The sequence below is a fragment of the Ciceribacter sp. L1K23 genome (assembly GCF_018122705.1).
Classification (GTDB): Bacteria; Pseudomonadota; Alphaproteobacteria; order Rhizobiales; family Rhizobiaceae; genus Allorhizobium.
In genome coordinates, this window is the sequence record NZ_JAGRRC010000002.1 from 1 (window position 1) to 25,765 (window position 25,765).

17 protein-coding genes are annotated in these 25,765 nt (G+C 64.5%); 4 read left to right on the top strand and 13 right to left on the bottom strand.

The window, feature by feature from the left end:
- Positions 1-408 precede the first annotated feature (408 nt).
- The 3 genes from clpB to J5J10_RS19150 all read left to right on the top strand — a co-directional run bounded on the left by clpB (position 409) and on the right by J5J10_RS19150 (position 3,770).
- Positions 409-3,012, top strand: a complete 2,604-nt coding sequence (gene clpB, locus J5J10_RS19140) for an ATP-dependent chaperone ClpB (RefSeq protein ID WP_211931310.1) — start codon at positions 409-411, stop codon at positions 3,010-3,012.
- A 178-nt stretch (positions 3,013-3,190) separates the two neighbouring features.
- Positions 3,191-3,469 carry a type II toxin-antitoxin system ParD family antitoxin gene (locus tag J5J10_RS19145; protein WP_208554261.1) on the top strand — a complete coding sequence of 93 codons (279 nt, stop codon included), beginning with the start codon at positions 3,191-3,193 and terminating at the stop codon, positions 3,467-3,469.
- Positions 3,459-3,770 carry a type II toxin-antitoxin system RelE/ParE family toxin gene (locus tag J5J10_RS19150; RefSeq protein WP_211931311.1) on the top strand — a complete coding sequence of 104 codons (312 nt, stop codon included), beginning with the start codon at positions 3,459-3,461 and terminating at the stop codon, positions 3,768-3,770. The genes J5J10_RS19145 and J5J10_RS19150 overlap by 11 nt, the downstream gene beginning before the upstream one ends.
- A 5-nt stretch (positions 3,771-3,775) precedes the next feature.
- On the opposite strand, the gene J5J10_RS19155 is transcribed toward J5J10_RS19150, so the two are convergent.
- From J5J10_RS19155 to J5J10_RS19205, 11 genes are all read right to left on the bottom strand, one after another.
- On the bottom strand, positions 3,776-4,312 hold the full coding sequence (locus tag J5J10_RS19155; RefSeq protein WP_211931312.1) for a GNAT family N-acetyltransferase: 537 nt from the start codon (positions 4,310-4,312) through the stop codon (positions 3,776-3,778).
- Positions 4,313-4,426: 114 nt separating this feature from the next.
- A complete protein-coding gene (locus J5J10_RS19160; RefSeq protein WP_208554259.1) occupies positions 4,427-5,269 on the bottom strand; it encodes an ATP-binding cassette domain-containing protein in 843 nt (280 codons plus the stop codon).
- The gene (locus J5J10_RS19165; RefSeq protein WP_208554258.1) at positions 5,266-6,105 is read right to left on the bottom strand and encodes an ABC transporter ATP-binding protein; all 840 of its coding nucleotides are present in this window, start codon (positions 6,103-6,105) and stop codon (positions 5,266-5,268) included. Before J5J10_RS19165 ends, J5J10_RS19160 begins: the two co-directional genes overlap by 4 nt.
- 4 nt (positions 6,106-6,109) lie before the next feature.
- Positions 6,110-7,024, bottom strand: coding sequence for an ABC transporter permease subunit (locus J5J10_RS19170; RefSeq protein WP_211931313.1), 915 nt, complete (start codon positions 7,022-7,024; stop codon positions 6,110-6,112).
- Positions 7,021-8,028: an ABC transporter permease subunit gene (locus J5J10_RS19175; protein WP_208554256.1), complete on the bottom strand. Its 1,008-nt coding sequence runs from the start codon at positions 8,026-8,028 to the stop codon at positions 7,021-7,023. Before J5J10_RS19175 ends, J5J10_RS19170 begins: the two co-directional genes overlap by 4 nt.
- A gap of 71 nt (positions 8,029-8,099) precedes the next feature.
- Positions 8,100-9,704 (bottom strand): ABC transporter substrate-binding protein, encoded by a 1,605-nt coding sequence (locus J5J10_RS19180; protein WP_208554255.1) that lies wholly within the window; start codon positions 9,702-9,704, stop codon positions 8,100-8,102.
- A 124-nt stretch (positions 9,705-9,828) separates the two neighbouring features.
- A complete protein-coding gene (locus J5J10_RS19185) occupies positions 9,829-11,016 on the bottom strand; it encodes a Xaa-Pro peptidase family protein (protein ID WP_211931314.1) in 1,188 nt (395 codons plus the stop codon).
- A gap of 220 nt (positions 11,017-11,236) precedes the next feature.
- Positions 11,237-12,292: a DUF2218 domain-containing protein gene (locus J5J10_RS19190; protein WP_211931315.1), complete on the bottom strand. Its 1,056-nt coding sequence runs from the start codon at positions 12,290-12,292 to the stop codon at positions 11,237-11,239.
- A 91-nt stretch (positions 12,293-12,383) separates the two neighbouring features.
- On the bottom strand, positions 12,384-14,798 hold the full coding sequence (locus J5J10_RS19195; RefSeq protein WP_249116962.1) for a TonB-dependent siderophore receptor: 2,415 nt from the start codon (positions 14,796-14,798) through the stop codon (positions 12,384-12,386).
- Between the two features lie 107 nt (positions 14,799-14,905).
- Complete coding sequence (locus J5J10_RS19200) at positions 14,906-15,916, bottom strand: FecR domain-containing protein (protein ID WP_211931316.1); 1,011 nt, start codon at positions 15,914-15,916, stop codon at positions 14,906-14,908.
- A gap of 119 nt (positions 15,917-16,035) precedes the next feature.
- Positions 16,036-16,662 carry a sigma-70 family RNA polymerase sigma factor gene (locus J5J10_RS19205; RefSeq protein WP_349252098.1) on the bottom strand — a complete coding sequence of 209 codons (627 nt, stop codon included), beginning with the start codon at positions 16,660-16,662 and terminating at the stop codon, positions 16,036-16,038.
- A gap of 292 nt (positions 16,663-16,954) precedes the next feature.
- Between J5J10_RS19205 and J5J10_RS19210 the strand changes: the two genes are divergently transcribed.
- Positions 16,955-22,258: a hypothetical protein gene (locus J5J10_RS19210; protein WP_211931317.1), complete on the top strand. Its 5,304-nt coding sequence runs from the start codon at positions 16,955-16,957 to the stop codon at positions 22,256-22,258.
- A 51-nt stretch (positions 22,259-22,309) separates the two neighbouring features.
- On the opposite strand, the gene J5J10_RS19215 is transcribed toward J5J10_RS19210, so the two are convergent.
- Together J5J10_RS19215 and ugpC are read right to left on the bottom strand one after the other, a co-directional pair.
- Positions 22,310-24,673 carry a transketolase gene (locus tag J5J10_RS19215; RefSeq protein ID WP_211931318.1) on the bottom strand — a complete coding sequence of 788 codons (2,364 nt, stop codon included), beginning with the start codon at positions 24,671-24,673 and terminating at the stop codon, positions 22,310-22,312.
- A gap of 22 nt (positions 24,674-24,695) precedes the next feature.
- Positions 24,696-25,763 carry a sn-glycerol-3-phosphate ABC transporter ATP-binding protein UgpC gene (gene ugpC / locus J5J10_RS19220; RefSeq protein WP_211931319.1) on the bottom strand — a complete coding sequence of 356 codons (1,068 nt, stop codon included), beginning with the start codon at positions 25,761-25,763 and terminating at the stop codon, positions 24,696-24,698.
- Positions 25,764-25,765: the final 2 nt, after the last annotated feature.

Genomic DNA, 25,765 nt, shown 5'->3' on the forward strand with positions numbered 1-25,765 from the left:
CCCGCCGGGGCGATGGCGCCGAGGGCGGCGAGGCAGGGGCCGAAGCCGCGGCGGCGCCGACAGAAGCCGCTGCCGAAGGCGGGCAGAAGCCAGCGGCCAAGCGTTCGCGCGGCGGCGATGCCCCGGCGCTCGTCACGGCCGACAACGAATAAAAATCCGCCAGGCGGACTTTCGACGAACCCCGTCGTCCGATCGGACGGCGGGGTTTTTCTTTGGTCCTGACGATTGTCAAGCGGTGGGCAAGGCCGCGACATTTTTGCAACGGGGCGGTCTTTAAAGCCCTCAAATCGCTTCCCATATCCACATCAACGGAGCGGAAAAACGCTTCCCGGCCCGCCTCTTGAGGGGGCCTCATCTCAAGGCGCCATCTCGTGCCGCTGAAGGGCGAGAGGGAAATGGAGACAGGCTATGAACATCGAGAAATATTCCGAGCGCGTGCGCGGCTTCCTGCAGTCGGCGCAGACCCATGCGCTTTCAGAGGGTCACCAGCAGTTTACGCCCGAGCACGTTCTGAAGGTGCTGCTCGACGACGACCAGGGCATGGCGTCGTCGCTGATCACGCGCGCCGGCGGCGATCCGAAGGAGGCGCGGCTTGCCAACGATGCCGCGCTTGCCAAGCTGCCGAAGGTTTCCGGCGGTAACGGACAGGTTTATCTGGCGCAGCCGCTGGCCAAGGTGTTTTCCACCGCCGAAGACGCCGCCAAGAAGGCGGGCGACAGCTTTGTGACCGTCGAGCGCCTGCTGCTCGCACTCGCGATCGAAAGCTCGGCCTCGACTTCGGCGACGCTGAAGAAGGCAGGCGTGACCGCGCAGGGGCTCAACCAGGTGATCAACGAGGTGCGCAAGGGCCGCACTGCCGACAACGCCAATGCCGAACAGGGCTTCGACGCGCTGAAGAAGTACGCGCGCGACCTGACGACCGAGGCCCGCGAGGGTCGGCTCGATCCTGTCATCGGTCGTGACGACGAAATCCGTCGGACGATCCAGGTGCTGTCGCGCCGGACCAAGAACAATCCCGTGCTGATCGGTGAACCCGGCGTCGGCAAGACGGCGATCGCCGAGGGCCTGGCGCTCCGTATCGTCAACGGCGACGTGCCGGAGAGCCTGAAGGACAAGAAGCTGATGGCGCTCGACATGGGCGCGCTGATCGCCGGTGCCAAGTATCGCGGCGAATTCGAGGAGCGGCTGAAGGCCGTGCTCAACGAGGTGCAGGCCGAGAACGGCGAGGTGATCCTGTTCATCGACGAGATGCACACGCTGGTCGGCGCCGGCAAGGCTGACGGCGCGATGGATGCGTCGAACCTTTTGAAGCCGGCTCTTGCTCGCGGCGAGCTGCACTGCGTTGGCGCCACCACGCTCGACGAATACCGCAAGCATGTGGAGAAGGATGCGGCGCTTGCCCGTCGCTTCCAGCCTGTCATGGTGGACGAGCCGACGGTCGAGGACACGATCTCGATCCTGCGCGGATTGAAGGAAAAATACGAGCAGCATCACAAGGTGCGGATCGCCGACAGCGCGATCGTCGCGGCCGCGACGCTTTCGAACCGCTACATCACCGACCGGTTCCTGCCCGACAAGGCGATCGACCTGATGGACGAGGCCGCCTCGCGTCTTCGCATGCAGGTGGATTCCAAGCCGGAAGAGCTCGATGAACTCGATCGCCGGATCATCCAGCTGAAGATCGAGCGCGAGGCGCTGAAGAAGGAAACCGACGCGGCGTCGGCCGACCGGCTGGCACGACTCGAAAGCGAGCTCACCTCTCTGGAAGAGCAGGCCGATGCGCTGACGGCGCGCTGGCAGGCGGAAAAGCAGAAGCTCGGCCTTGCCGCCGACCTCAAGAAGCAGCTCGACGAGGCGCGCAACGATCTTGCGATCGCGCAGCGGCAGGGCGAGTTCCAGCGGGCCGGAGAGCTGGCTTATGGCGTGATCCCGAAGCTCGAGAAGGAGCTGGTCGAGGCCGAGGCACAGGATGCGTCCGGCGCCGGCAACATGGTGCAGGAGGTGGTGACACCCGATGGTATCGCGCATGTCGTTTCCCGCTGGACCGGCATTCCTGTTGACAAGATGCTGGAAGGCGAGCGTGACAAGCTTCTGAGGATGGAAGACGAACTGGCAAAGACGGTGGTCGGCCAGGGTGACGCCGTGCAGGCTGTCTCCCGCGCCGTGCGCCGGTCGCGCGCAGGGCTCCAGGACCCGAACCGGCCGATCGGCTCGTTCATCTTCCTCGGTCCCACGGGCGTCGGCAAGACGGAGCTGACGAAGTCGCTGGCGCGCTTCCTGTTCGACGACGAAACGGCGATGGTGCGGCTCGACATGTCGGAATACATGGAGAAGCATTCGGTCGCCCGGCTGATCGGGGCGCCTCCCGGCTATGTCGGCTACGAGGAAGGCGGCGCGCTGACGGAATCCGTCCGCCGCAAGCCCTACCAGGTCGTGCTGTTCGACGAGATCGAGAAGGCGCATCCCGATGTGTTCAACGTGCTCCTGCAGGTGCTCGATGACGGTCGCCTGACGGACGGCCAGGGCCGCACGGTCGACTTCAAGAACACAATCATCATCATGACCTCGAACCTCGGGGCCGAGTATCTGACCAATCTTCCGGAAGGGGCCGATACCGACCAGGTGCGCGATCAGGTGATGGATGTGGTGAAGGCGTCGTTCCGGCCGGAGTTCCTGAACCGCGTCGACGAGATCATCCTGTTCCACCGCCTGCAGCGGACGGAAATGGGCGCGATCGTCGATATCCAGATGCAGCGTCTGCTGGCGCTTCTGGCCGACCGCAAGGTCGTGCTCGAGCTCAACGGCGACGCCCGGCAATGGCTGGCCGACAAGGGTTACGACCCGGTTTACGGCGCGCGGCCCTTGAAGCGGGTGATCCAGAAGTTCGTCCAGGACCCGCTCGCCGAGCAGATCCTCGGCGGTCACATCCCGGATGGATCGACCGTCGCCGTGGATGCGGGTTCGGACCGGCTGCTGTTTCGGGTGAAGACCGCGGTCGATCAGGCGGCGTAAGCGTGGCGCCCGTTGAGAGGGCGTCCGTGATATGAAGGTGATCCGCCACGGGGCTTAGGAGGCTCCGTGGCGGATTTCTTTTGTGAAGCGACGGTGGTGGTTTTCATCGACAGGACGGATCGCCTTGTCGCGGGCGGGAATTGGTAGTAAAAATTGCTACCAATTGCGGGAGCTACACATGGCCAACGTCGAGAAGGTAAGTGTTTCGATGACATTGCAGCATGCCGAACTGCTGCGGGATGCGGTGGAGAGCGGTGCCTATGCCAGCGGCAGCGAGGTTGTTCGGGAGGCTCTTCGGGACTGGTCCCTTAAGTGGATGCAACGGCGGGCGGATATCGCCACGCTGAAAACCTTGTGGGAAGAGGGCAAGGCCAGCGGACCAGCCACTGAGGTGGACTTCGACGCGTTGCATGCGGAAGCGCGCGCCGAGTCGATGGCTGCCCGCGATGAGGACTAGGCTTCTCTGGACGCCTCGGGCTCGCGCCGACGTCAAGTCGATTTATATCCACATCAGCAAAGAGCAGCCGGCTGCCGCGGAGCGTTATCTTGAGCGCATTCGCCAGAAGGTCGGGCTGCTGGCGGATCATCCGCGCCTTGGTGAACGACATCCAGAGATTTTTCGTTCTGCCCGGATGCTGGTAGAGGCGCCTTACGTCGTCCTCTACGAAATCAATCCCGACAGCGATGATGGGCATGTGGATACGATCGTGATCGTTAGGGTCGTCGATGGTCGGCGCGATCTCTCCGCGATGTTCTGATCCGGCTATCTCTCAGCCGCTTCCCAATCCTCCCGCTTCACTTCATACCAGACCTCACCCTCTTCGCTGCCGGGAATCAGGACGGGCCAGTGCGGGTATTCGGTGCTGACGTGGCGCATGCCGAGCTTTTCCATGACGCGGCGGGAGCCGTGGTTCACGGACATGGTTGTGGCGGTGATCGTATCGTAGCGGCAGCTCGAGAAGCCGTAGTCGACGAGCACCAAGGCGCCTTCTGAGGCAAGACCCTGGCCCCAGTCGGCGCGGCGCAGGCGATAGCCGAGTTCGGCGAGCGTATCGCTCTCCGGCCAGAGGCAAAACCATCCGACGAAGGCATTGTTCATCGTGCGGCGGGCGGTCCAGACATAGGGCTCGGTGCCTCTCGGCATCAGGAAGCCGGGGTCGGCTCCGATGGTGGCGTGATCGACGGGACCGCCATTGAGGAAGCGCATGACCTCGCCATCCCGTTCGAGCGCGATGAAATCATCGCTGTCTGACGGCGTGCAAGGTGTGAGGGTTAGGCGGGAAGTGTGGAGAACTGTCATGCGGAACGTCCGTTGATCGTTCCGGCCAGTATGCCCCGATCCGCATTCCGTTTGAAATGCTTGTGTCATCGCGGCGGGAAGCCGGTTGCCGTTGCCGGCAACCGGATTTTTGTGTCAGGCCATGGCGGCACGGGCGGCCTTGCGGCGTTCGACGCGGGCGCGGATCGCCTCGACATCGGTGACCGGCGTCGCGGCGAAGAGCTGGCGGGTATAGGGGTGCTTCGGGTCGGCGAAGAGTTCCTCGCGGGTTCCCTGTTCCACCGCCTCGCCCTTGGAGATCACCATGACATCGTCGGCGATGTAGCGCACCACCGACAGGTCGTGGCTGACGAAGACGTAAGTGAGTTCGAACTCTTCCTGAAGGTCGGCGAGCAGGTTGAGGACCTGGGCCTGGACCGAGAGGTCGAGGGCGGAGACTGGCTCGTCGAGGACGAGCAGGGAGGGGTTGAGCATCAGCGCGCGGGCGATCGCGATGCGCTGGCGCTGGCCGCCGGAGAACATGTGCGGATAGCGGTTGAAGTGCTCCGGACCGAGACCGACCTTGACCAGCATGGCTTCGGCCCGCTCGCGCCGTTCGGCGGCCGGGATCCTGGTGTTGATGACCAGCGGCTCCATCAGGACGTCGCCAACTTTCTGGCGCGGGTTCAAGCTGCCATAGGGGTTCTGGAAGACCATCTGCACCTTGGAGCGCATGTCGGGTCCGGGCCGCTTGCGGGCGATATCGACGGGCTGGCCGTCGATCTTCAGCTCGCCTGACGAGGCCGGGTCGATGAGCGCGATGATGCGGGCGAGCGTGGACTTGCCCGAGCCCGACTCGCCGACGATCGCGAGCGTCTTGCCGCGCTCGACGGCGAAGTCGACGCCCTTCAGCGCCTGAACGGTCTTGGCGCCGCCGAACAGTCCGCCGGGCACGTGGTAATCGCGTGTGATCGCCTTTCCTTCGACGACTGCTGTCATTGTGCATTCTCCTGGGCCATGAAGTCCGAGACGGTTGGCAAACGGTCGCCGGTGGCATTCTCGGGGAGGGCCGACAGGAGGGCCCGCGTATACGGGTTCTTCGGGTTTTCGAAGAGGTCGAGCACGTCGGCTTCCTCCATCTTCTTGCCCTTGTATTGCACGACGACGCGGTCGGCTGTCTCGGCGACCACGCCCATGTCGTGGGTGATGAGGATCAGGCCCATGCCGTATTCCTCCTGAAGATCCATCAAGAGATCGAGGATCTGCTTCTGGATCGTCACGTCCAGAGCCGTCGTGGGCTCGTCGGCGATCAGAAGGCGCGGCTTGGAGGCGATCGCAATGGCGATCATCACGCGCTGGCACTGACCCCCCGACATCTGGTGCGGATAGGCGTCGATCTTCGTTTCGGGCTCGGGAATGCCGACGGCCTTGAAGAGCTCGATGGCGCGGGCGCGCGCCTGGCTCTTGGACATGCCGAGGTTGAGGCGCAGCACCTCCTCGATCTGGAAGCCGACCGTGAACGACGGGTTGAGCGAGGCGATCGGCTCCTGGAAGATCATGGTGATCTCCCGGCCGATCAGCTTGCGCCGTTCCGGGGCCGACATGTTGAGCAGATCGCGCCCCTCGAAGGTCATCTCGTCGGCGGTGATCGTGGCGGTGTCGGGCAGGAGGCCCATGACGGCGAGCATCGACACGGATTTGCCCGAGCCAGACTCGCCGACGATCGCCAGCACTTCATGCTTGTCGACCGAGACGTCGATGCCATCGACGGCGGTGAAGGCGCCGGCGGCGGTGGCGAACTTGACGGTGAGGTTTCTGATTTTCAGCAGGCTCATGGTGTCAGCTCCGCTTCAGCTTGGGATCGAGCGCGTCGCGCAGGCCGTCACCCATGAGGTTGATCGCCAGAACCGAGACGAGGATCGCAAGACCGGGGAAGGTTACGACCCACCAGGCGCGGAGGATGAACTCGCGGGCTTCGGCGAGCATGGTGCCCCACTCGGAGGCCGGCGGCTGGGCGCCCATGCCGAGGAAGCCGAGCGCGGCAGAATCGAGCACGGCGGACGAGAACGACAGCGTCGCCTGGACGATCAGCGGCGCCAGACAGTTCGGCAGGATGGTCTTGAACATGAGCCTGACATTGCCAGCACCGGCAACGCGGGCGGCGGTGACGTATTCGCGGCGCAGCTCGCTCATGACAGCAGCGCGCGTCAGGCGGGCGAAATGCGGCTGGTAGACGATGGCGATCGCGATCATCGCGTTGGTGAGGCCGGGTCCGAGGACGGCGACCAGCACGAGAGCCAGAAGCAGCGACGGGAAGGCGAGGATGATGTCCATCACGCGCATGATGACGGTATCGACCCAGCCGCCGAAGAAGCCGGCGATCAGGCCGATGACAATGCCGCCGACAAGGGCGATCGAGACGACGACGATGCCGATGAACAGCGAATACTGGGCGCCGTAGATAAGGCGGGACAGCATGTCGCGACCGACGGCGTCGGTTCCGAGCAGGTAGGCAGAACTGCCGCCATCCTGCCAAACCGGCGGCAAGAGCAGTGCGTCGCGATACTGGACCGTCGGGTCATAGGGGGCGATCAGCGGCGCGAAGACGGCGGTCAGCACCAGAAGGATGAAGACGGCGAGGCCGAGAACGGCACCACGATTCTGGCGGAAGTAGAACCAGAACTCGCTGATCATGCGGCGGCGGATCGCGGCGTTTGTCAGCCTCACGGCCGGGGTATTGGTGACGTCGCTCATTTGTTGCGGATCCTCGGATTGATGAGGCCATAGGTGAGGTCGACCAGAAGGTTGACGATCATGACCAGCGCGGCGACCAGAAGCAGGCCGGACTGCACGACCGGATAGTCGCGGCGGGCGATGGAATCGATCATCCACTTGCCGATGCCGGGCCACGAGAAGATGGTTTCCGTCAGGATGGCGCCGGCCATCAAAACGCCGATCTGCAGGCCGATCGTGGTGACGACCGGGATCATGGCGTTGCGCAGCGCATGCACGCCGATGACGCGGCTTGGCGGCATGCCCTTGGCACGGGCGGTGCGGACATAATCCTCGCCCATGACTTCCAGCATGGCCGAACGGGTCTGGCGGGCGATGACGGCGAGCGGGATGGTGGCGAGCACGATCGACGGCAGGATGAGGTGCGAGACAGCAGAGGCGAAGGCACCCTTCTGGCCGGAGAGCAGGCTGTCGATCAGCATGAAGCCGGTAACCTGCGGGAAGAAAAACATCAGCGAGATGCGGCCCGAGACCGGTGTCCATTGCAGGATGCCGGAGAAGAGGATGATGAGCAGCAGGCCCCACCAGAAGATCGGCATCGAGAAGCCGACAAGGGCTGTCGTCATCGAGATCTGGTCGAACCAGCTGCCCCGCTTGATGGCGGCGATGACGCCGACCGGCACCCCGATCAGGGTGGCGATGATGATGGCGCAGAGGCCAAGCTCGACCGTTGCCGGGAACAGGGCCAGGAACTCGGTCATGACAGGCTTCTTGGTGACCAGCGAATTGCCGAGGTCGCCCTGGAGCAGCCGCCCGAGGAAATCGAAATATTGCAACACCACAGGCTGGTCGTAGCCGAGCTGGGCGGAGAGTTCCGCGTGGCGCTCCGGTGTGACGCCGCGTTCCCCGGCCATCAGCAGCACCGGATCGCCGGGCAGGATGCGCACGAAGGAGAATGCGATGATGGTGATCCCCAGGAAGGTGGGCACCAGATACAAAAGCTTGGAGAGGATGAAACGGATCATGCGCCTCTTTCCCTAAAAGACACGCGGGGCACAAGCCCCGCGTGTCCAAGTTGCCCCTAGAGGACGATCACTTACTCGGTGATGTCCACGGTTTCGAAGGTGAAGTCGCCGAGCGGGCTCATGACGAAGCCCGTGACGTTCTGGCGCATCGGCACGTACTGGGTCGAGTGCGCAATGGTAAGCCACGGAGCCTGGTCCTTGAAGATGACCTGGGCTTCTTCGTAGAGCTTGGTACGCTCGGCCGGATCGGACGTGACCTTGGCCTTCTGCAGCAGGTCCGAGAATTCCTCGTTGCACCAGAAGGCGCGGTTCGCACCGCCTTCGCCGGCCGAAGCGCAGCTCAGGAGAACGGAGAGGAAGTTGTCCGGGTCGCCGTTGTCGCCGGTCCAGCCGAGGATGACGGCGCCGTCACGGCCCGGTTCCATCGACTTGGCGAGGTATTCACCCCACTCGTAGGAGACGATCTCGGCCTTGACGCCGACCTTCGACAGGTCTTCCTGCATCAGTTCGGCGGTACGGCGGGCGTTCGGCATGTACGGACGCTGAACCGGCATAGCCCAGATCTTCATCGAGAGATCCTTGACGCCTGCTTCCTCGAGCATCTTCTTGGATGCTTCCGGATCGTAGGGATCATCCTGGATGGACTCGTTGTACGACCACATGGTCGGCGGGATCGGGTTCTTGGCGGCTTCCGCGTGGCCCTGGAAGACGGCGTCGACGATGGCTTCCTTGTTGATCGCCATGTTGAGGGCCTTGCGGACCTTGACGTTGTCGAACGGAGCGACGGTCGTGTTGTAGGCGAGGTAACCGACGTTGAGGCCGGCCTGCTCGTCGAGCTTCAGGGTGGAATCGGCCTTGATGGCGTCGATGTCAGCCGGAGCCGGGTACGGCATCAGGTGGCATTCGCCGGCCTTCAGCTTCTGCAGGCGAACGGCTGCGTCCGGGGTGATTGCGAAGACCAGGTCGTCGATGAGCGGCGCGGTGCCCCAGTAGTCGGGGTTCTTCTGGTAGCGGATGACCGCGTCCTTCTGATAGGCGACGAACTTGAACGGACCGGTACCGATCGGCAGGTTGTTGAAGTCTTCCTTGGTGCCGGCAGCTTCGAGCGTATCGGCATATTCCTTGGAGACGATCGAAGCGAACGGCATCGCGATGTTGGCGAGGAACGGCGCTTCCGGCTGGTTCAGGACGAACTTGACGGTGTAGTCGTCAACCTTCTCGATCGACTTGATCAGCTTCGGCATGTCCATCGAGGTGTAGTACTCGTAGGTGATGCCGGCGATGTATTCGTGCCACGGGTTGCTGGTGTCGCCCTGGCGGCTGAAGCTGAAGATCACGTCGTCGGCGTTGAAATCACGCGTCGGGGTGAACTTCTCGTTCGAATGCCACTTTACGCCCTTGCGCAGGTGGAAGGTGTATTCGGTGCCGTCTTCCGAAACGTCCCAGCTTTCCGCCAGACCCGGTTCGGCTTCGGTCGTGCCCTTCTTGAACTCGGTCAGGCGGTTGTAGATCGGATGCGCGGAAGCGTCGAAGGTGCCGCCGGCGGTGTAAGGCGACGGATCGAAGCCTTCGGGCGATGCCTCGGAGCAGTAGACGAAGGTCTTCGCCATGGTCGGCATGGCCGAAGCCATCATGATGGCGGTGGCCGCGAGCAGGCTGCGGGTCAGCAGTTTCATGTTATTGTCCTTTCCCTCTTCACTGAGTTTTGTCGGGTCCTTTTCCGGACCTCATCCTTCTTCGTCCCTTCAGCCGCCGACCGACGGCTCATGACGAGCTCGACGGTCATCGGCCACCAGCTCCTCACGAGGATCCTGGCGCGAAGAGCCGATCGAGGCTCGTTTCCGGCGGGCAAAACCATTTCGGTCCTTCCGCCGTCATGTAGGCGATGTCTTCCAGCCTCACGCCGCATTCTCCGTAAAGGCACAGCATGGGCTCCACGGAAAAGCACATTCCGGGCTCCAGCGGCGTGGCATTGCCGCCGACGATATAGGGTTCCTCGTGAATGTCGAGTCCGAGGCCGTGGCCGGTACGGTGGGGCAGGCCAGGGACGCGATGGCCGGGACCGAAGCCGGCCTCGACGAGCACGCGGCGGGCTGCCGCATCGACGTCCGTACAAGGCGCGCCGGGACGGGCGGCTGCGAAGGCGGCTGCCTGCGCATCGCGCTCCAGGTTCCAGAGCGTGCGCTGCCTTTCGGTCGGCGTGCCGAAAACGTAGGTGCGGGTGATGTCTGAGCGGTAGCCGTGAAGGATGCCGCCGAGATCGACAAGCACCATGTCGCCATCCGACAATGTCTGCGGATACGGTACGCCATGCGGATAGGCGGTCGCCTCGCCAAACTGGACGGCGACGAACAGCGGCTTCAGACCGAGCGCGATGTGGGCGGCATTGACGAAATCGGCGACCTCGGTAGTGGCCATGCCGGGGCGAAGGCCCTCGTAAGCGGCCTTTTGGACACGGTAGCTGGCGTCCATGGCCGTCTGGATGATGGCGATTTCGGCCGCGCTCTTGATCTGGCGCTGGGCGACGATCATCCGCTGGGCGGAGACGGCCGGGCCGTCATGGAGCTGCATCAGGGCGGCGGCGAACACGAAGGGGGTGGCGGGATCGAGCGCCAGAGTTGCGCCGGGGCAATCGAGGCGGGCGATCGCGGAGGCGATCAGCGCGAATGCATCCTCGTCTTCTTCCCAGACTGCAACGTTGCCGGGGATACGCAGCATTGTGCGGAGCTTGGGCTCCTCGAAGGCGGGGCTGACATAAACGAGTTCGCCCTGGGCCGGCACGATGGCGCCATGGATGCGCTCGGACAGGCCGAGCGACAGGCCCGTGTAGTAGGTCAGCGAGGAGGAGGCATCGAGCCAGACGGCCTTGACGCCGTCGCGCAGCATCCCCTCCTGCAGCCCGGATATCCGGGCCCGCAGTTCGGCGTCTTCGATGGCCGCAGCCGTCACCGGCCGGAAAAGCCCGAGGGCTTTCTGATAATCGGTCATGTTGTCTCTGGCCTGTCCGAGACCCCCTGCTGCGTCAGCGCTGGAGTGTTCCGTCGGCGTCGGTTTCTGTCGTAGCCATTGCATAGACATTGTGCAGGCCCCGCGCAATGGGGAATCCTGCGAGTTTTTCGTGCATAAGTTATTCGAGAGCATCATTTTGCGTTGGCAGCGCTACCAGCGCAAAAAATGTGACGTCTTGGGGCGCTTTCCGGGGTCAGCCTCAGGGCTGCCAGTACGCGGCGATGGACATGGCATGGCGATCGTGACCGCATGCCTTCAGGCTCTTGCGCACGATCCGGGCTTCGTTCTTGCCGCAGCCCACCCAGACATAGGCTGCCTCTTCCATTATGGCCATTTCCCTGGCAATTGCCTCGGGAAGCAGACCTGCTGCACCGGCGGGGCGGCCATCCCTGACAAGCCATCGCACATCGAGGTGGGCAGTCGATGGCAAAGCCTGACGTTCACGGTCGTCCTCGATCTCGACCAGCGCTGTTATGGTTGTCTCGGGCGCGGCTTCGGCGGCGATGCGGGCGATGGCGGGAAGAGCGGTTTCATCGCCAGCGAGCAGCACGCGCCGCCCGGGAGGTACGCCACCGCCGCCGGGGCCGAGGAGGGCAAGCCGGTCGCCCGGACGGGCGTCGCGGGCAAAGCAGGCGCCGGGGGCGTCGTGCTCGCCGTCGTGATGTTGCAGGAAGTCGACCGTCAGCTGCCGGCGATCCGGATCGACGGCGCGGATGGTGTAGACGCGCACGGCCAGCGCATCCTCACCCTCCGGCCAGGCGATGCGGCCATCGGGACGCGGCGCGGGCCAGACGGGGGTGCGATTCTTCGGCGGAATGAGCAGGCGGACATGGAAGCCACCGCCGAGGAAGGGGTCGGGATCGGCGCAGTCAAAGACGACGCGGCGCATGCGTGGGGTGATATCCATCACCGAGACAACGGTGACTTCGTGCAGGTCCGGCAGCGCCTGCCTCTGGGTGGAGTCCGACCAGGTCAGTTCCAGCGGTTCGTCTCCGGCGAACATGAAGAGATGTTCCGCCATGACCGTGCGGATGGCTTCGAGGAGTTCGGCGGTGGGGCAGGCGATCTCGATCAGCAGCCGGCCGTCGACGGCACGGGTTTCGACGCGGCCGTACTCGCTCGACAACACGACGGTGGTTTCGCCCCGCTCGACCTCGGAGTGCTCGACGAAATGTTCGGCGATCTCGTTCAGTATGTGGGCGGTATCGGTCGGGATCGCGATGCCGGTGAGGGTGAAGGTTTCGAGGTTCGTCATCATCTTCCCCGGTGCTTTGATCCGTGTCGCCTGAAAGCGGAAACGCCCCCCGAGTGTTTCGGGGAGCGTTTCTGATGTTTTCGAACCCTGTTTACCAGGTGTAGCGGAGCGTGGCCTTCACCGCGCGGCGGTCGCCGTAGTAGGCCGTGTTGCTGAACGTATCGACATGGGAGATGTATTCCTTGTCGAAAATGTTCGTCGCGTTGACGGCGAGCGTCGCATTGTCGGTGACCTTGTAGCTGATCGAGGCGTCGACGAGAGTGCGAGACGAGAGATCGATCGTGTTGGCATTGTCGGCATAGGTGCTGCCGACATAGCGGGCGCCGAGGCCGAGGGTGAGATCGCCGAAGGTGCCGTTGCCCGGAATGGTGTAATCGACCCAGGCGGAGGCGATGTGTTCGGGCACGAGCTGGGGACGGTTGCCGATATTGGTGGCAGTGCTGTCGTCGGTGATCTCGGCGTTCCAGTAGGAATAGGCGAGCGTCAGGTTGACCTGGTCGGTCAGCGCCGCCTTCCCTTCCAGCTCGAGACCGCGAACGTTGACCTCGCCGACCTGTGTCGGAAGCGGGCCGGTCCACTGGGCGACATTGGTCTGTGTCAGGTCGAAGTAGGCAACCGAGAAGATCGCGTCAAATCCTTCCGGCTGATACTTGGCGCCGATCTCGTACTGGGTGCCTTCCTGCGGCTCGGGATTCGTCAGGTAGGTCGCGTAGATCGGTGCGACCGGCTGGAAGGATTCCGAATAGCTGGCGTAGACGGAGAGCTGATCGGTCGCCTTGAAGGTCACGCCGACACGGCCGGTGAAGGCCTCGTCGGTGCTTTCCATGGTGAAGCCGCCGCTTTCGCTGGTCTGCTCGACGAAATCGTAGCGGCCGCCAAGCGTCAGGATCCAGCGGTTATCGAGGGTCAGCTCTTCCTGCGCGTAGATGCCGGTGGTCTTCATGGTGCTGTCGGTGACCGTCGGCGCAGGAAGGGTGACGCAGGCGCGGCCGCAATAGACCGGGTCGGATGCATCGATGCCGGTGGCAGTGCCGTCAGCGCGGCTTTCGGTGGCGTCTTCCCAGGTGTAGTCGATGCCGAACAGGGTGCGGCTGTCGAAGCGGTCGAAGCTCGCATCGTATTGTAGCTGGTTGTCGATCGCGAAACGCTGGGATTCGCCGTAGACGGCGAGAGCGTTACGGTTGTCGGCCGGGTTGGTGGTGCCGCCGTAAACGGATTCATAGGTGAGGTCGAGATCGGTGTAGCGGGCGTTCTGCCGGACCTGCAGGCCGTTGCCGAAATCGTGCTCGAAGGCATAGCCGATGTTCTTCTCGACGGTGTCGAAGCTGTCGAAATCGGGTTCGCCGAGATAGGTCTCGGAATCGATGTCGGAGCCGAAAGGCACGCCGTGCGAAGTGTTGCTGTCGCGCTTGTTGTAGTCGCCCATGATGGTGAGCGAAGTGGCGTCATCAGGGCTCCAGGTCAGCGCCGGGGCGATGAAGACGCGGTCGTCCTCGCTGAAGTCGACGCCGTTGCTGCCGTCCTGCCACTTGCCGGTCAGGCGGTAGGTCCAGACACCGTCGTCGTCGATCGGGCCGCCGAAATCGGTGCCGGTTTCGATGTGGTCCTCGCCGACGGTGGTGTAGACCTCGCCAAACTTCTCCTCCTGCGGCCGCTTGGTGATGGAATTGACAAGGCCGCCCGGGTTGTTCATGCCGAACAATGTCGAGGTCGAGCCCTTCAGCACCTCGACCCGCTGCATGGCGTAGGGCTCCATGCGGCTGCCGGTAAAGCTGTTGATGCGCAGCGGCAGGCCGTCGCGGTAGTTGCCGGTGCCGCCCTGGTAGAAGCCGCGCATGAGATAGAAGTCGTAGCGGTCGTCGGAGCCGTAGATGTCGGTCGACACACCGGCGGTGTAGTTCAGGACTTCGTCGAGCTTGGCGGCGCCGCGCGTCGTCATCTCGGCCTGGGTGACGACGGAAACGGAGGCGGGCACGTCTACGAGCGGCGTGCCAGTCTTGCTGCCGGACTGTGAGCCGGTGGCGACGATGCCGGTGCCGGGGCCGATCATGGCGTTGCCGCCGGCGCCTTCTACCGTGATGGTTTCGAGAACGGTCGAGCCATCGGCGGCGGGCGCCGAAGCGGTAGCGGTCGGATCGACGAGGGCTGCCTTGGTGGCGCCGGTGACCTGAACCGTGATGCCGGTGCCGGCAAGCAGGGTCTGGAGGGCCTCAGCCGGCGGCATCGCGCCGGTAACGGCGTTCGAGGTCTTGCCGGCGACGATCGGCGAGGAATAGCCGACCTCCCAGCCGGAGGCGCGGATGAAGGCGGCAATCGCCGAGGAGAGCGGCTGGGCGGGAATCGAGAAGCTCACCGCCTGCTGGGCAAAAACGGGCATCGCCGGCAGGGTGAGCGCACCTGTCAGGACCGTGCTGGCGATGAGCCGCGTCAGAAGCCTGCCGCCCTGTCTGCCCTGGCGTTCGCGCCGCGCTCTGCTGTCTCGAACCACACCACTTTCACGCCCCATCGGGAACCCCCTTCGCACACTCGACACCACATGCGGATGCCGCTCGGGCAGCCGCTTTCAACAGTTGACGAATGGCGGAGACGGATCTCACAAAAAAAGTTGATGATTTAGCGAAGGATTATAATTCCGCCTGGAAGCCGGGTGAACGTGGCGCCGGCGGCGGTCGCCAGCGAGCGGATCGTGCCCTCCGGATCGGAGAGGCGGTAGTTGCCGCTGACGAGGGTTTGCCCGACCGTATCGTCGGCGACGATCACCGGGGCGGGGTAGTAGCGGCGGAGATCGTCGAGCACGGAAGAGAGCGTTTGCCCGTCGAAGACGATGCGGCCTTCGAGCCAGGCGAGCGAGGCCACGGTGTCAACCGGGCGGACGGAGGAGAGGGAGGTCGCCGTCGCCTTCACGGCTTCGCCGGGGTCGAGGACAGCCGTATCGGTGCGTTCGGGCAGGCGGGCGACCTCAACCTTGCCATGGTCAAGCACAACCAGATCCTCGTTCTCGCCGGTGCGGACGGAGAAGCCGGTGCCCATGACGGTCACTTCTGAATAATGACCGGCGACCGTGAAGGGGCGGATGGTATCGGGGACGACGTCGAAAAAGGCTTCGCCCTGCAGCAGGGTGACGGCGCGGCGGCCGTTTTCGAAATCGAGCGCGACCGCCGAATCCGTGTTGAGCGTCACGCGGGAGCCGTCGGGCAGGGTGATTTCGCGGGTGGCGCCGGTTTCGGTGCGGTAATCGGCCTCCCAGTCGAGGGCGAGGCGAGAGTATTGCTGGAGAGCCAACGCGAGAAGGAGGGTGGCGGCGATCGCGCCCATCCAGCGCGTCACCGGACGCTTTCGCTGCGTGGGAGACAAAGCGCGAGCCGTCGCAACCGGAGGGGCAGAATCCGCAAGCCGGCGGGTCGCAAGGTCGAGCTCCGGAAGCGTCCAAGTGCGCTTCAGGTCAGCGAAGGCCGCGGCATGGCGCGGATCCTGGCGACACCAGGCGTCGAAACCGGCACGGATCGTCGCGTCCGCCGGATGGGCGTCCAGCTTCAACAGCCAGTCAAGAGCCGAATCCGTCACCGGATCGGAATGAACATAGCCGGTCGTCGGGTCGAGGCGCTGGGCCTTGTCGTTTTCCACTTACATAACCCAGGGACAGATCTGTGACGCGCTTGCCATGTCATGATGACGATCCCGGTCGGCGGATCTCACAAAAGTGGCTTCGCTATGCTGCATGGTCCCCTCCTCCGGCCTTCGTTTCACAACCGATCGATCTTCGCGAGAGCGTCGTGGCAATGTCCTATCGCCATCTTCAGGTCGTTGTAGACCGTGTTCGGCGAGACGCCGAGATGGTCGGCGATCTTCGGATACGGCCATTTTTCGATGCGGCTCAGCACCCAGACCCTCCGGGCGCGTGCCGGCAACCGGGATAGCGCCTCATAAAGCAGAGAGAGCCGTTGGCGGTGGATCAGGCTGTCCTCAGGCGACGGCAGGTCGGCGGCCACATTGGCGACCTCGTCCGGCGACCAGTCGGGGCGGATGACATTGCCGGCGAGCACCTGTCTGCGGTGGTGGTCGATCGCCAAGTTGCGGGCGGTCTGGTGGAGGAAGGCCTCGATATGTTCGATCGGTCCGGCCTCGATCGCCTTTCGGGCCCTCAAGTAGGTTTCCTGCGCCAGATCCTCGGCCGCCTGGCGGTCACGGACGATCCGCATGACGCTAAAGATCAGCGACATGCGCTGTGAGAGGAAAGTGTCGTTGAGGGCGCCGTGCATGGTCAGCCCGCCGTCGAAGCGCGGGTCAAGCGGACGGGCGCGCGCAGGCAAGACGGCATCCGTCGCTTGTTCATCCATCCGCGTGTCGGCCCGAGCATCGGCAATCCGCATCTTTCCGTTCCGGCTGATCGTCGACCGATTAAAATATGGTCTGGAATTGTCAAGTTTTATGTTGTGCCGCCGAGACCGGGCATTCGTTCAGGTTCGGACAAGCCTGCTGCATCAAAACCATCAGCGAACATGCCGGTATGCCGATTTTCGGCGCCTGCCGCATTGGTGATTTGGGCCGGGAAGGGCTCTTCGCCACCACGCAGGCAACCGGATTATGGGGTGGCATTTCTCGTCTGCGGGGGCAGGACGCCAGGTTTTTAAAGCGATGGCATAACCTCAAAGGGCTTCGTTCATGACTTCGACAATACCTTCGATGACCACCGTCCAGATCCGCGCGCTGTCGACCGCGCAGATCGCAGCCTGGACGACGGAAGACGTTGCGGCGCTTTCGACAACGCAGATCAAGGTTCTGTCCTCGGCCCAGATCGGTGCGCTGGAAACGGAAGACCTGGCGGTCTTCTCGACGACCCAGTTGCGCGCCATCGCACCGACGTCGATCACCGGATTGACACTCGACCAGATCGCCATCCTGACGACCAACGAGATCGAAAGCCTCGTCTCAACGCAGGTTGCCGCGCTCAATACCCGCCAGGTCGCCGCGCTCGATACGGCGCAGGTCGAGGCGCTGACCTCGGCCCAGATTGCGGCGATGAGCTCGGTGCAGATCGCGACGCTGACGGCCGATGAACTTGCGACCTTCTCGACCGCGGATATTGCCGCGATGAGCACCGGCTCGGTGGCGCGTCTCGCGACCGACCGCATCGCCGTGTTGACGACGGCGCAGATCGCAGCGCTGACGACCGCGCAGATGGCCGCGATGAAGACCGCACAGATCGCCGCCTTGTCGACGGCGCAGGTGGCCGCGCTCTCAACGGCGCAGACCGCAGCGCTGAACTCGACCCAGGTGCGTGCGCTGAGCTCTTCTTCCATAGAGACGCTGTCGACGGCGCAGGTGGCGGCCCTCAGCACGCTCGCCATCCCCGGCCTGACATCGGCGCAGATTGACTTGCTATCGACGGAGCAGATCGCGGCGTTCTCCTCGACGCAGTCCGGAGCCCTGACATCGCAACAGCTCGCCGCGCTCACGTCGCAGGATATCGCTGTCTTCTCCACGTCCGATATCGCCGCGCTCAAATCGTGGGCGATTGTCGGCCTGACGGCGGACAGTATCGGCGCGCTGACCAGCGCGCAGCTTGCCGCCCTGCAGACAGGCCAGATCGCCGCCTTGCGGACGACCCAGCTTCCGGCACTCTCGACCGGGCAGATCTCCCAGCTGACCACGTCGCAGATCGCTGCACTGAACGCAGCGCAGGTCAAGAGCCTGTCGGCCGATACGCTGGCCGCGTTCACGACCGGCCAGATCGCGGCGCTCAATGCCAAGTCCATTCCCGGCCTGACCTCGGCCCAGTTGACCGGTCTTTCGACCGCGCAAGTGGCGGCGCTGACGTCCTCGCAGGTCGCCTCGCTGTCATCGGCGCAGATCGCGGCCCTGTCGGCCGAGGATATCGCGACCTTCTCGACTGACGACATGGCAGCCCTGAGCGCGTCTGCCGTGATCGGTCTTTCTTCCGACAAGCTGGCGGAACTGACCTCGGAGCAGATCGGGGCGATGAAGACGGCGCAGATCGCCGCCCTCAGATCGACCCAGATCGCCGCGCTCTCCACCGACCAGCTGGCGGCGCTGACGACGGCCCAGGTCGCGGCGCTGACCTCCGTACAGATCCCGGCGCTGTCGACCGCAAGCGTCGCTGCGCTCACCGCCGAGCAGATCGGCGTGCTCAGCAAACTGGCGGTCAAGGGGCTGACGTCGGCCCAGGTCGCGGCTCTCAGCACGGCGCAGGTCGAGGCGCTCAGCGCATCGCAGATCGGAAACATGACCGCCTCGCAGCTCGGCGCGCTCGGCGCCGACGATATCGAGCTGTTCACCACCGCCGAGATCGCGGCAATGACCACGGCGGCGATCGGCGGGCTGTCGACGGCGGCCATTGCCGCGCTCAGCTACGACCAGATCGCGGCGCTGAAGACGGCGCACATCGCGGCGCTGAAGACCAACCAGATCCCGGCGCTGACGACCGAGCAGATGTCGGCGTTGAGCGCGGCGCAGATCGGAGCCTTCACTTCGGCGCAGCTCAGGTTGATCTCATCGGAGAATATCGCGGCGCTCGCGACCGAACAGATCGCGGCGCTGAGCTCGAAGGCGATCGCCGGTCTCTCGGCCACGCAGATCGCGGCACTGACCACCGATCAGGTCGAGGCGCTCAAGGCATCGCAGATCGCCGGCATGAATTCCGCCCAGATTGCCGCGCTGAGCTCAGAGGATCTCGCGACCTTCTCCACCGACGAGATTGCCGCGATCAGCACCGCTGGCCTTGCCGGGCTCTCGACCGACACCATAGCAGCCCTGAGCGATGAACATGCCGCCGCCCTGAAAGCCGTGCAACTGGCGGCGCTGAAGACCTATCAGGTCAACGCGCTCACCAGCCAGCAGGTGATGGCACTGACGACCGCGCAGATCGCCGCACTTACCTCCGCGCAGCTCGGCGCGCTCTCGAGCGACGCGCTGGCGGCACTCACCACCGACCAGATCGCCGCGATCAGCACGCGGGCCGTCGGCGGTCTCAGCGCCACCCAGATCGCGGCGTTTACGGCCGATCAGGCCGAAGCGCTGACGCCGGCGCTTGTCGGTGCCATGACGTCGGCACAGATCGCCGCCCTCTCCTCGGCCGATCTCGCGACATTCTCGACAGCCGACATCGCGGCGATCAGTACAGCCGCGTTGGCCGGGCTTTCGACCGACAAACTCGCCTCGCTCAGCCTGGAGCAGATCGAGGCGATGAAGACGCTGCAGATCGCGGCGCTGAAGACCAACCAGGTTGCGGCACTCACCAGCGAGCAGATCGCGGCTCTCAGCACGACGCAGATCGCGGCGCTGCATTCGCTCGCGATTTCCGGCCTGCCGACCGACAAGATCGCGGCGCTTTCGACCGAGCAGGTCGCGGCTCTTGCCGCCAAGACCGTCGCCGGCATGAGCTCGGCGCAGATCGACGCGCTCTCCGATGCGCAGGTCGAAGCCCTGACGTCGGCCCAGATCGCCGGACTGACGGCGACGCAGATCGCCGGTTTCAGCAGCTCGGATCTCGCGAGCTTCACGCCGGAAGAGATTGCGGTGATCGGCACCGCGGCAATCACCGGGCTGTCGACCGACAAGATCGCGGCGCTGTCGACGGACCAGCTTGCCGCGTTGAAGGCCACGCAGATAGCTGCGCTTCGCACCGACCACATCAGCGCCCTGACCACGCTACAGCTTGCCGCTTTCGACACCGCCCAGATCGCAGCGTTCTCCTCGCTTCAGATAGGGGCGCTGTCGGAAAGCGATCTCGCCTCGTTTACGACTGAGCAGATCGCAGCGCTAAGCACACGCGCGGTTACCGGCCTGAGCTCCAGTCAGGTCGATGCACTGAGCGCGGCGCAGATCGAGGCGCTGACCGCAAGCCAGATCGCGGCCCTCAACTCGTCGCAGATCGCCGCTCTCAGCACGTCTGATCTGGCGACATTCACCACCGAGGAGATTGCCGCGATCAGCGCAGCAGGGATTTCCGGACTTTCAGCTGCCAACATCGCTCAGCTCGACACGGAACTGCTCGCCGGTCTTTCCAATTCGCAGATCGCCGCCTTCAGCACCGACCAGATTGTGGCGCTGACGACGCAGCAGCTTGCGGCGCTGAGCACGAGCCAGATCGCGGCGCTCACTTCGACACAGCTTGCGGTCCTGTCGAACAGCGCGATCGCTTCGCTGTCGACCGAGCAGATAGCAGCCATGACAAGCCTTGCGGTGACGGGGCTCAGCTCCAGCCAGATCAACGCGCTGACCACGGCTCAGGTCGAGGCGCTGACGCCGGCGCTTGTGGCGTCGATGACCTCGACCCAGGTCGGCGCGCTGTCATCCGAGGATATAGCGACCTTCTCCACCGCAGACATTGCCGCGATCACCACCGCGGCTCTCTCCGGTCTTGCCGGCGACCGGCTGGCGGCGCTGACGACCGAGCAACTGGCGGCGCTGACGACGGCACAGATCGCGGCGCTGACCTCGGCGCAGATCGATGCGCTGAGCTCCGCCCAGATCGCCAGCCTCAGCACGCTGCAGATCGCGGCCCTGAGCTCGGCTGGCGTTGCCGGTCTGTCGATTTCGGATATCAGCTCCTTCTCGACCGACCAGATCGCGGCACTCAGCACCAAGGCGATCCCGGGCCTGACCTCGGCGCAGATCGACGCCTTGTCGGCGACGCAGGTCGAGGCGCTCTCGGTGGCGCAGATCGGCGCGCTGACCTCGGCACAGGTCGCTGGTCTCGGCACGGCTGATCTTACAGGCCTGACGACGGCGCAGATCGCAGCGCTGAGTTCGGCCGGCGTGGCGGGCTTGTCTTCGGATGCGATCGCGGCCCTTTCGACAGATCAGGTCGCCGCCCTAAGCACCCGGGCGATCGCGGCACTGACGACCGGGCAGATCGATGCGCTGTCGGTCGCCCAGGCCGAAGCGCTGACCTCGGCGCAGATCGCAAGCCTGACCTCGGCGCAGATCGATGCCATGAGCACGGCCGATCTTGCGGCGTTCACCACCGCGGAACTGGCGGTGATCAGCACGGCGGCCATAGCGGGGCTGTCGGCGACCAAGATGGCGGCGCTGACGACTTTGCAGCTTGCGGCGCTGACGACGACGCAGGTGGGGGCGCTGACCTCCGCTCAGCTGAGCGCCCTTGCCACGAGCCAGGTCGCGAGCCTGTCGACCGCGCAGATCGCAGCGCTCGGCTCGAACGCGATCTCCGGCCTGCCGACCAGCGGCATCGCGGCACTGACGACCGAACAGGTTGCGGCACTCAGCACGAAGTCGGTGGCGAGCCTGACGACGGTCCAGGTCGATGCTCTGTCTTCGGCGCAGCTCGACGCGCTGACCTCGACACAGATCGGGGCGCTGACATCGCTGCAGATGACGGCGTTGACGACGGCTGACTTCGCCGTGTTCACGACCGACGACATCAAGGCGATCAGTGCCGCGGCGATCCAGGGGCTTTCGACGAGCAATATCGCCGGGTTGAGCTCGGACCAGATCGCGGTGCTCAGCACGGCGCAGATGGCGGCGCTCAGCTATCGCCAGATCAATTCCTTCGGAACGGCGCAGGTGGCGGGCTTTACCTCAGAGCAATTGGGCGCGCTCAATGCCATCCAGCTGGCGGCGCTCGGGACCGCAAGTCTTGCCGCCCTGACGACGGCGCAGATCATGGCACTGAACCCTGCCTCGCTGATCGGCCTGACCAGTGCGCAGGTGGCGGCGCTGACGCCGGAGCAGGTCGAAGCGCTAACGCCGCAGCAGGTTGCGGGCCTGAGTTCGCTGCAGATCGATGCGCTGGCGACCGAAGATCTCGCAACCTTCTCGCTGGAGGACATCGCGGCGATCAGCACGGCGGCGCTCGCGGGGCTTTCGACCAGCGATATCACCAGCCTGTCCAGCAGCCAGATCCAGGCGATCACCACAACACAGCTGCAGGCGATGAAGCCGGAGCAGGTGGCTGCGGTGATCTCTTCCTACCAGAACTTCTGACAGGCCAATCAACCAGATCGAAAAGAGTGAAGGGGACCGGTGACGGTCCCCTTATCCGTAGGCGCGCCGGCCGGGGGTGAGGGCGGAGACCGTGCGGAGGATGGCGTCGGTGTCGATGCCAAAATGCCGGTAGAGATCGGCGACGGTGCCGGTCTGGCCGAAATGCTCGACGCCAAGCGGGATCGTCCGGTGGCCATGGACGGCGCCGAGCCAGCCGAGCGTGGCGGGATGTCCGTCCGTGACTGTCACGAGCGTGCAATGGGAGGGAAGCCCGGCGAGCAGGGTTTCGACATGGCCGCTGGCATTGAAGACGCCACGCCGGCGGGCACGCTGGGCCGCGGTCCAGCCGGCGTTCAGGCGGTCGGCCGAGGTGATGGCGAGCACGCCGATGTCGCGGCGGTCCTCGCCAAGCAGGCCGGCCGCGCGGATGACCTCAGGGGCAACGCAACCCTGGTAGGCGAGAACGACCGTAGCGTTGGGGCCAGGTTTCCTCAGCCAGTAGGCGCCGTCGATGACGCCCTGCCGGAAGGCTGAATCCTCGCGGCGTACGGGCTGTTCCAGCGGACGGGTGGAAAGCCGCAGATAGACGGAGCCGCCGGTTTCGTCACGAAGCCAGGTCCGTTCGTCAGGATCACCTTCGCCGTCGCGCTGCATGTAGTCGAAAGACCAGTCCATGATGACGGAGAGTTCGTCGAGGAAGGCGGGTTCGAAGCTCGCGAGCCCATCCTGGCTCATGCCGATCAGCGGCGTGCCGATCGACTGGTGGGCGCCGCCCTCGGGCGCGAGCGTGACGCCGGAGGGCGTGCCGACGATCATGAAGCGGGCATCCTGGTAGCAGGCGTAGTTCAGCGCATCGAGGCCGCGCGAGACGAAGGGGTCGTAGACGGTGCCGATCGGCAGGATGCGTTCGCCGAAGAGCGAATGCGAGAGCCCGGCGGCGCCGAGCAAGAGGAAGAGGTTCATCTCGGCGATGCCGAGTTCGATGTGCTGGCCTTCCGGCGAGAAGGCCCATTTCTGGGTGGAAGGGACGCGTTCCTTGCGGAAGGTATCTTCCTCGTGGTCCGAGGCAAAGAGGCCGCGGCGGTTGACCCAGGGGCCGAGGTTGGTCGAGACGGTCACGTCGGGGGCAGTCGTTACAATGTGGTCCGCCAGACTGCCCCCTCGCCGTGCGACTTCATCGAGGATCTTGCCGAAACCGGCCTGAGTCGAAAGTTCCCGGTCGTCGAGCAGGACTGGACCGTCCGAGACGATCTTTTCGGCACCAAAGCGACGCCGTCCATTTTTGAAGAACGGGACCGACCTCAGAAACTCTTCCAATCCGTCGGTATCGCGGATCGCCGAGAAGCGCTCCCATTCGGTACCTTCCGCGACACCCATCGCGGCCTGGAATTCGGTCATCTGGGCCTTGGTCATCAGGCCGGCATGGTTGTCCTTGTGGCCTGCGAGCGGCGTTCCCCAGCCCTTGATGGTGTAGGCGAGGAAGACGGTCGGGCGGTCATGGTCGATCGCGTCGAAGGCTTCGGTCAGCGAGGCCAGGCAATGTCCGCCGAGATTGGCCATCAATTCGGCGAGCTCGGCGTCGGAGCGCCGTTCGATCAGCGCCGTCACATCGCCCTGGTCGCCGATCTCGTCCAACAGGCGTTTGCGCCAGGCGGCGCCACCCTGGAAGGTCAGTGCCGAATAGAGCTGGTTGGGGCAGTTGTCGATCCAGCGCCGCAGGGCTTCGCCGCCGGGCTCGGCGAAGGCGGCCTGCTGAAGGGCACCGTATTTCAGGACGCGGACGTCCCAACCGAAGGCGGTGAAGATCGCCTCGATGCGCTGCCAGAGGCCTTCGCGCACGACGCCGTCGAGGCTCTGGCGGTTGTAGTCGATGATCCACCAGGTGTTGCGGATATCGTGCTTCCAGCCTTCCTGCAGGCACTCGTAGACATTCCCCTCGTCAAGTTCCGCATCGCCGACGAGCGCGATCATGCGGCCGGTCGGCCGATCCTTCGCCCAGGGTTTCGAGCGGATGTAATCCTGCATGATGGAGGCGAAGGCGGTGATCGCGACGCCGAGGCCGACGGAGCCGGTGGAGAAGTCGACGTCGTCGATATCCTTGGTGCGGCTGGGGTAGGACTGGGCCCCTCCGAAACCGCGGAAATTCTCAAGCTTCTCGCGGGTCTGGTTGCCCATGATATATTGGATGGCGTGGAAGACCGGTGACGCATGCGGCTTGACCGCCACCCGGTCCTCGGGGCGCAGCGCGCGGAAATAGAGCGCCGTCATGATCGAGACCATGGAGGCGGAGGAGGCCTGGTGGCCGCCCACCTTGACCTCGCCCTTTTCGCGCAGGTGGTTGGCGTTGTGGATCATCCAGGACGCCAGCCAATGGGTCTGGCGTTCGAGATCCTTCAGGCGCGTCATGTCGGTCATGCCATGTCCTCCCGATCAGGGTTCAGTCGACCCGTTTTCCCGCTCCGTCAAAAATATGCAGGTGTTTTTTCGGGAAGTCGACGCGTACTTTCGAACCAGACTTCAGAACCTCGCGATCAAGCGTAAACACCTTGAACGGCAGGTCATGCACCGACAGATGCATAATGATGCCAAAGCCCGTCGGTTCGATCAGGTCGACGCCGGCCTCGATCGCTCCTGTTGTCGAGATCATGACGTGCTCGGGACGGATGCCGAGGGTGACGGGCGTGCCGCTGGCGAGGCCAGCGCGCGGCTCGACATCCGCCGTGGTGCCATCCGCGAAGACCACGGCCGTCGCGCCATTCTCGGCAACGTAACGTCCCTCGAGGAAATTCATGCCAGGCGAGCCGATAAAGCCGGCAACGAAGAGGTTGGCCGGCCGGTCGTAGAGGTCGAGCGGCGAGCCGACCTGCTGGACGACGCCGCCGTGCATGGCGACGATCCGGTCGGCGAGCGTCATCGCCTCGATCTGGTCGTGGGTGACGTAGATGGATGTGGCGCCGAGCTCGCCGTGCAGCTTCTTGATCTCGGCGCGCATCTGTTCGCGCAGGCGGGCGTCGAGGTTGGAGAGCGGTTCGTCGAACAGGAAGGCCTTCGGCTGGCGGACGATGGCGCGGCCCATGGCGACGCGCTGGCGCTGGCCGCCGGAGAGCGCCTTCGGGCGACGCGCGAGCAGCGGATCAAGGCCGAGCTTGGAGGCGGCGGCCGCGACGACAGTGGTGATCTTCTCCTTCGCCGTCTTCCGGAGCCTGAGGCTGTAGCTCATGTTATCGGCGACCGACATGTGCGGATAAAGCGCGTAGGACTGGAACACCATGGCGATGTCGCGATCCTTCGGGGCGAGATCGTTGACGCGGCGGCCCTCAATGCGGATCTCGCCTGACGTCACGTCCTCGAGGCCTGCGATCATGCGCAGCAAGGTGGACTTGCCGCAGCCGGAGGGGCCGACGAGGACGATGAACTCGCCGTCCTCTATGGTGAGATCGACGCCGTGCAGGACCGGGAAGGTGCCGTAGCTCTTGCGGATGGCGGAAATGTCGATGGAAGCCATGG

What these genes read in the sequence shown, in the direction of transcription:
- clpB (WP_211931310.1), top strand. Translation starts at nt 409, where the DNA reads ATGAACATCGAGAAATATTCCGAGCGCGTGCGCGGCTTCCTGCAGTCG.
- J5J10_RS19145 (WP_208554261.1), top strand. Translation starts at nt 3,191, where the DNA reads ATGGCCAACGTCGAGAAGGTAAGTGTTTCGATGACATTGCAGCATGCC.
- J5J10_RS19150 (WP_211931311.1), top strand. Translation starts at nt 3,459, where the DNA reads ATGAGGACTAGGCTTCTCTGGACGCCTCGGGCTCGCGCCGACGTCAAG.
- J5J10_RS19155 (WP_211931312.1), bottom strand. Translation starts at nt 4,312, where the DNA reads ATGACAGTTCTCCACACTTCCCGCCTAACCCTCACACCTTGCACGCCG.
- J5J10_RS19160 (WP_208554259.1), bottom strand. Translation starts at nt 5,269, where the DNA reads ATGACAGCAGTCGTCGAAGGAAAGGCGATCACACGCGATTACCACGTG.
- J5J10_RS19165 (WP_208554258.1), bottom strand. Translation starts at nt 6,105, where the DNA reads ATGAGCCTGCTGAAAATCAGAAACCTCACCGTCAAGTTCGCCACCGCC.
- J5J10_RS19170 (WP_211931313.1), bottom strand. Translation starts at nt 7,024, where the DNA reads ATGAGCGACGTCACCAATACCCCGGCCGTGAGGCTGACAAACGCCGCG.
- J5J10_RS19175 (WP_208554256.1), bottom strand. Translation starts at nt 8,028, where the DNA reads ATGATCCGTTTCATCCTCTCCAAGCTTTTGTATCTGGTGCCCACCTTC.
- J5J10_RS19180 (WP_208554255.1), bottom strand. Translation starts at nt 9,704, where the DNA reads ATGAAACTGCTGACCCGCAGCCTGCTCGCGGCCACCGCCATCATGATG.
- J5J10_RS19185 (WP_211931314.1), bottom strand. Translation starts at nt 11,016, where the DNA reads ATGACCGATTATCAGAAAGCCCTCGGGCTTTTCCGGCCGGTGACGGCT.
- J5J10_RS19190 (WP_211931315.1), bottom strand. Translation starts at nt 12,292, where the DNA reads ATGACGAACCTCGAAACCTTCACCCTCACCGGCATCGCGATCCCGACC.
- J5J10_RS19195 (WP_249116962.1), bottom strand. Translation starts at nt 14,798, where the DNA reads ATGGGGCGTGAAAGTGGTGTGGTTCGAGACAGCAGAGCGCGGCGCGAA.
- J5J10_RS19205 (WP_349252098.1), bottom strand. Translation starts at nt 16,662, where the DNA reads ATGCGGATTGCCGATGCTCGGGCCGACACGCGGATGGATGAACAAGCG.
- J5J10_RS19210 (WP_211931317.1), top strand. Translation starts at nt 16,955, where the DNA reads ATGACTTCGACAATACCTTCGATGACCACCGTCCAGATCCGCGCGCTG.
- J5J10_RS19215 (WP_211931318.1), bottom strand. Translation starts at nt 24,673, where the DNA reads ATGACCGACATGACGCGCCTGAAGGATCTCGAACGCCAGACCCATTGG.
- ugpC (WP_211931319.1), bottom strand. Translation starts at nt 25,763, where the DNA reads ATGGCTTCCATCGACATTTCCGCCATCCGCAAGAGCTACGGCACCTTC.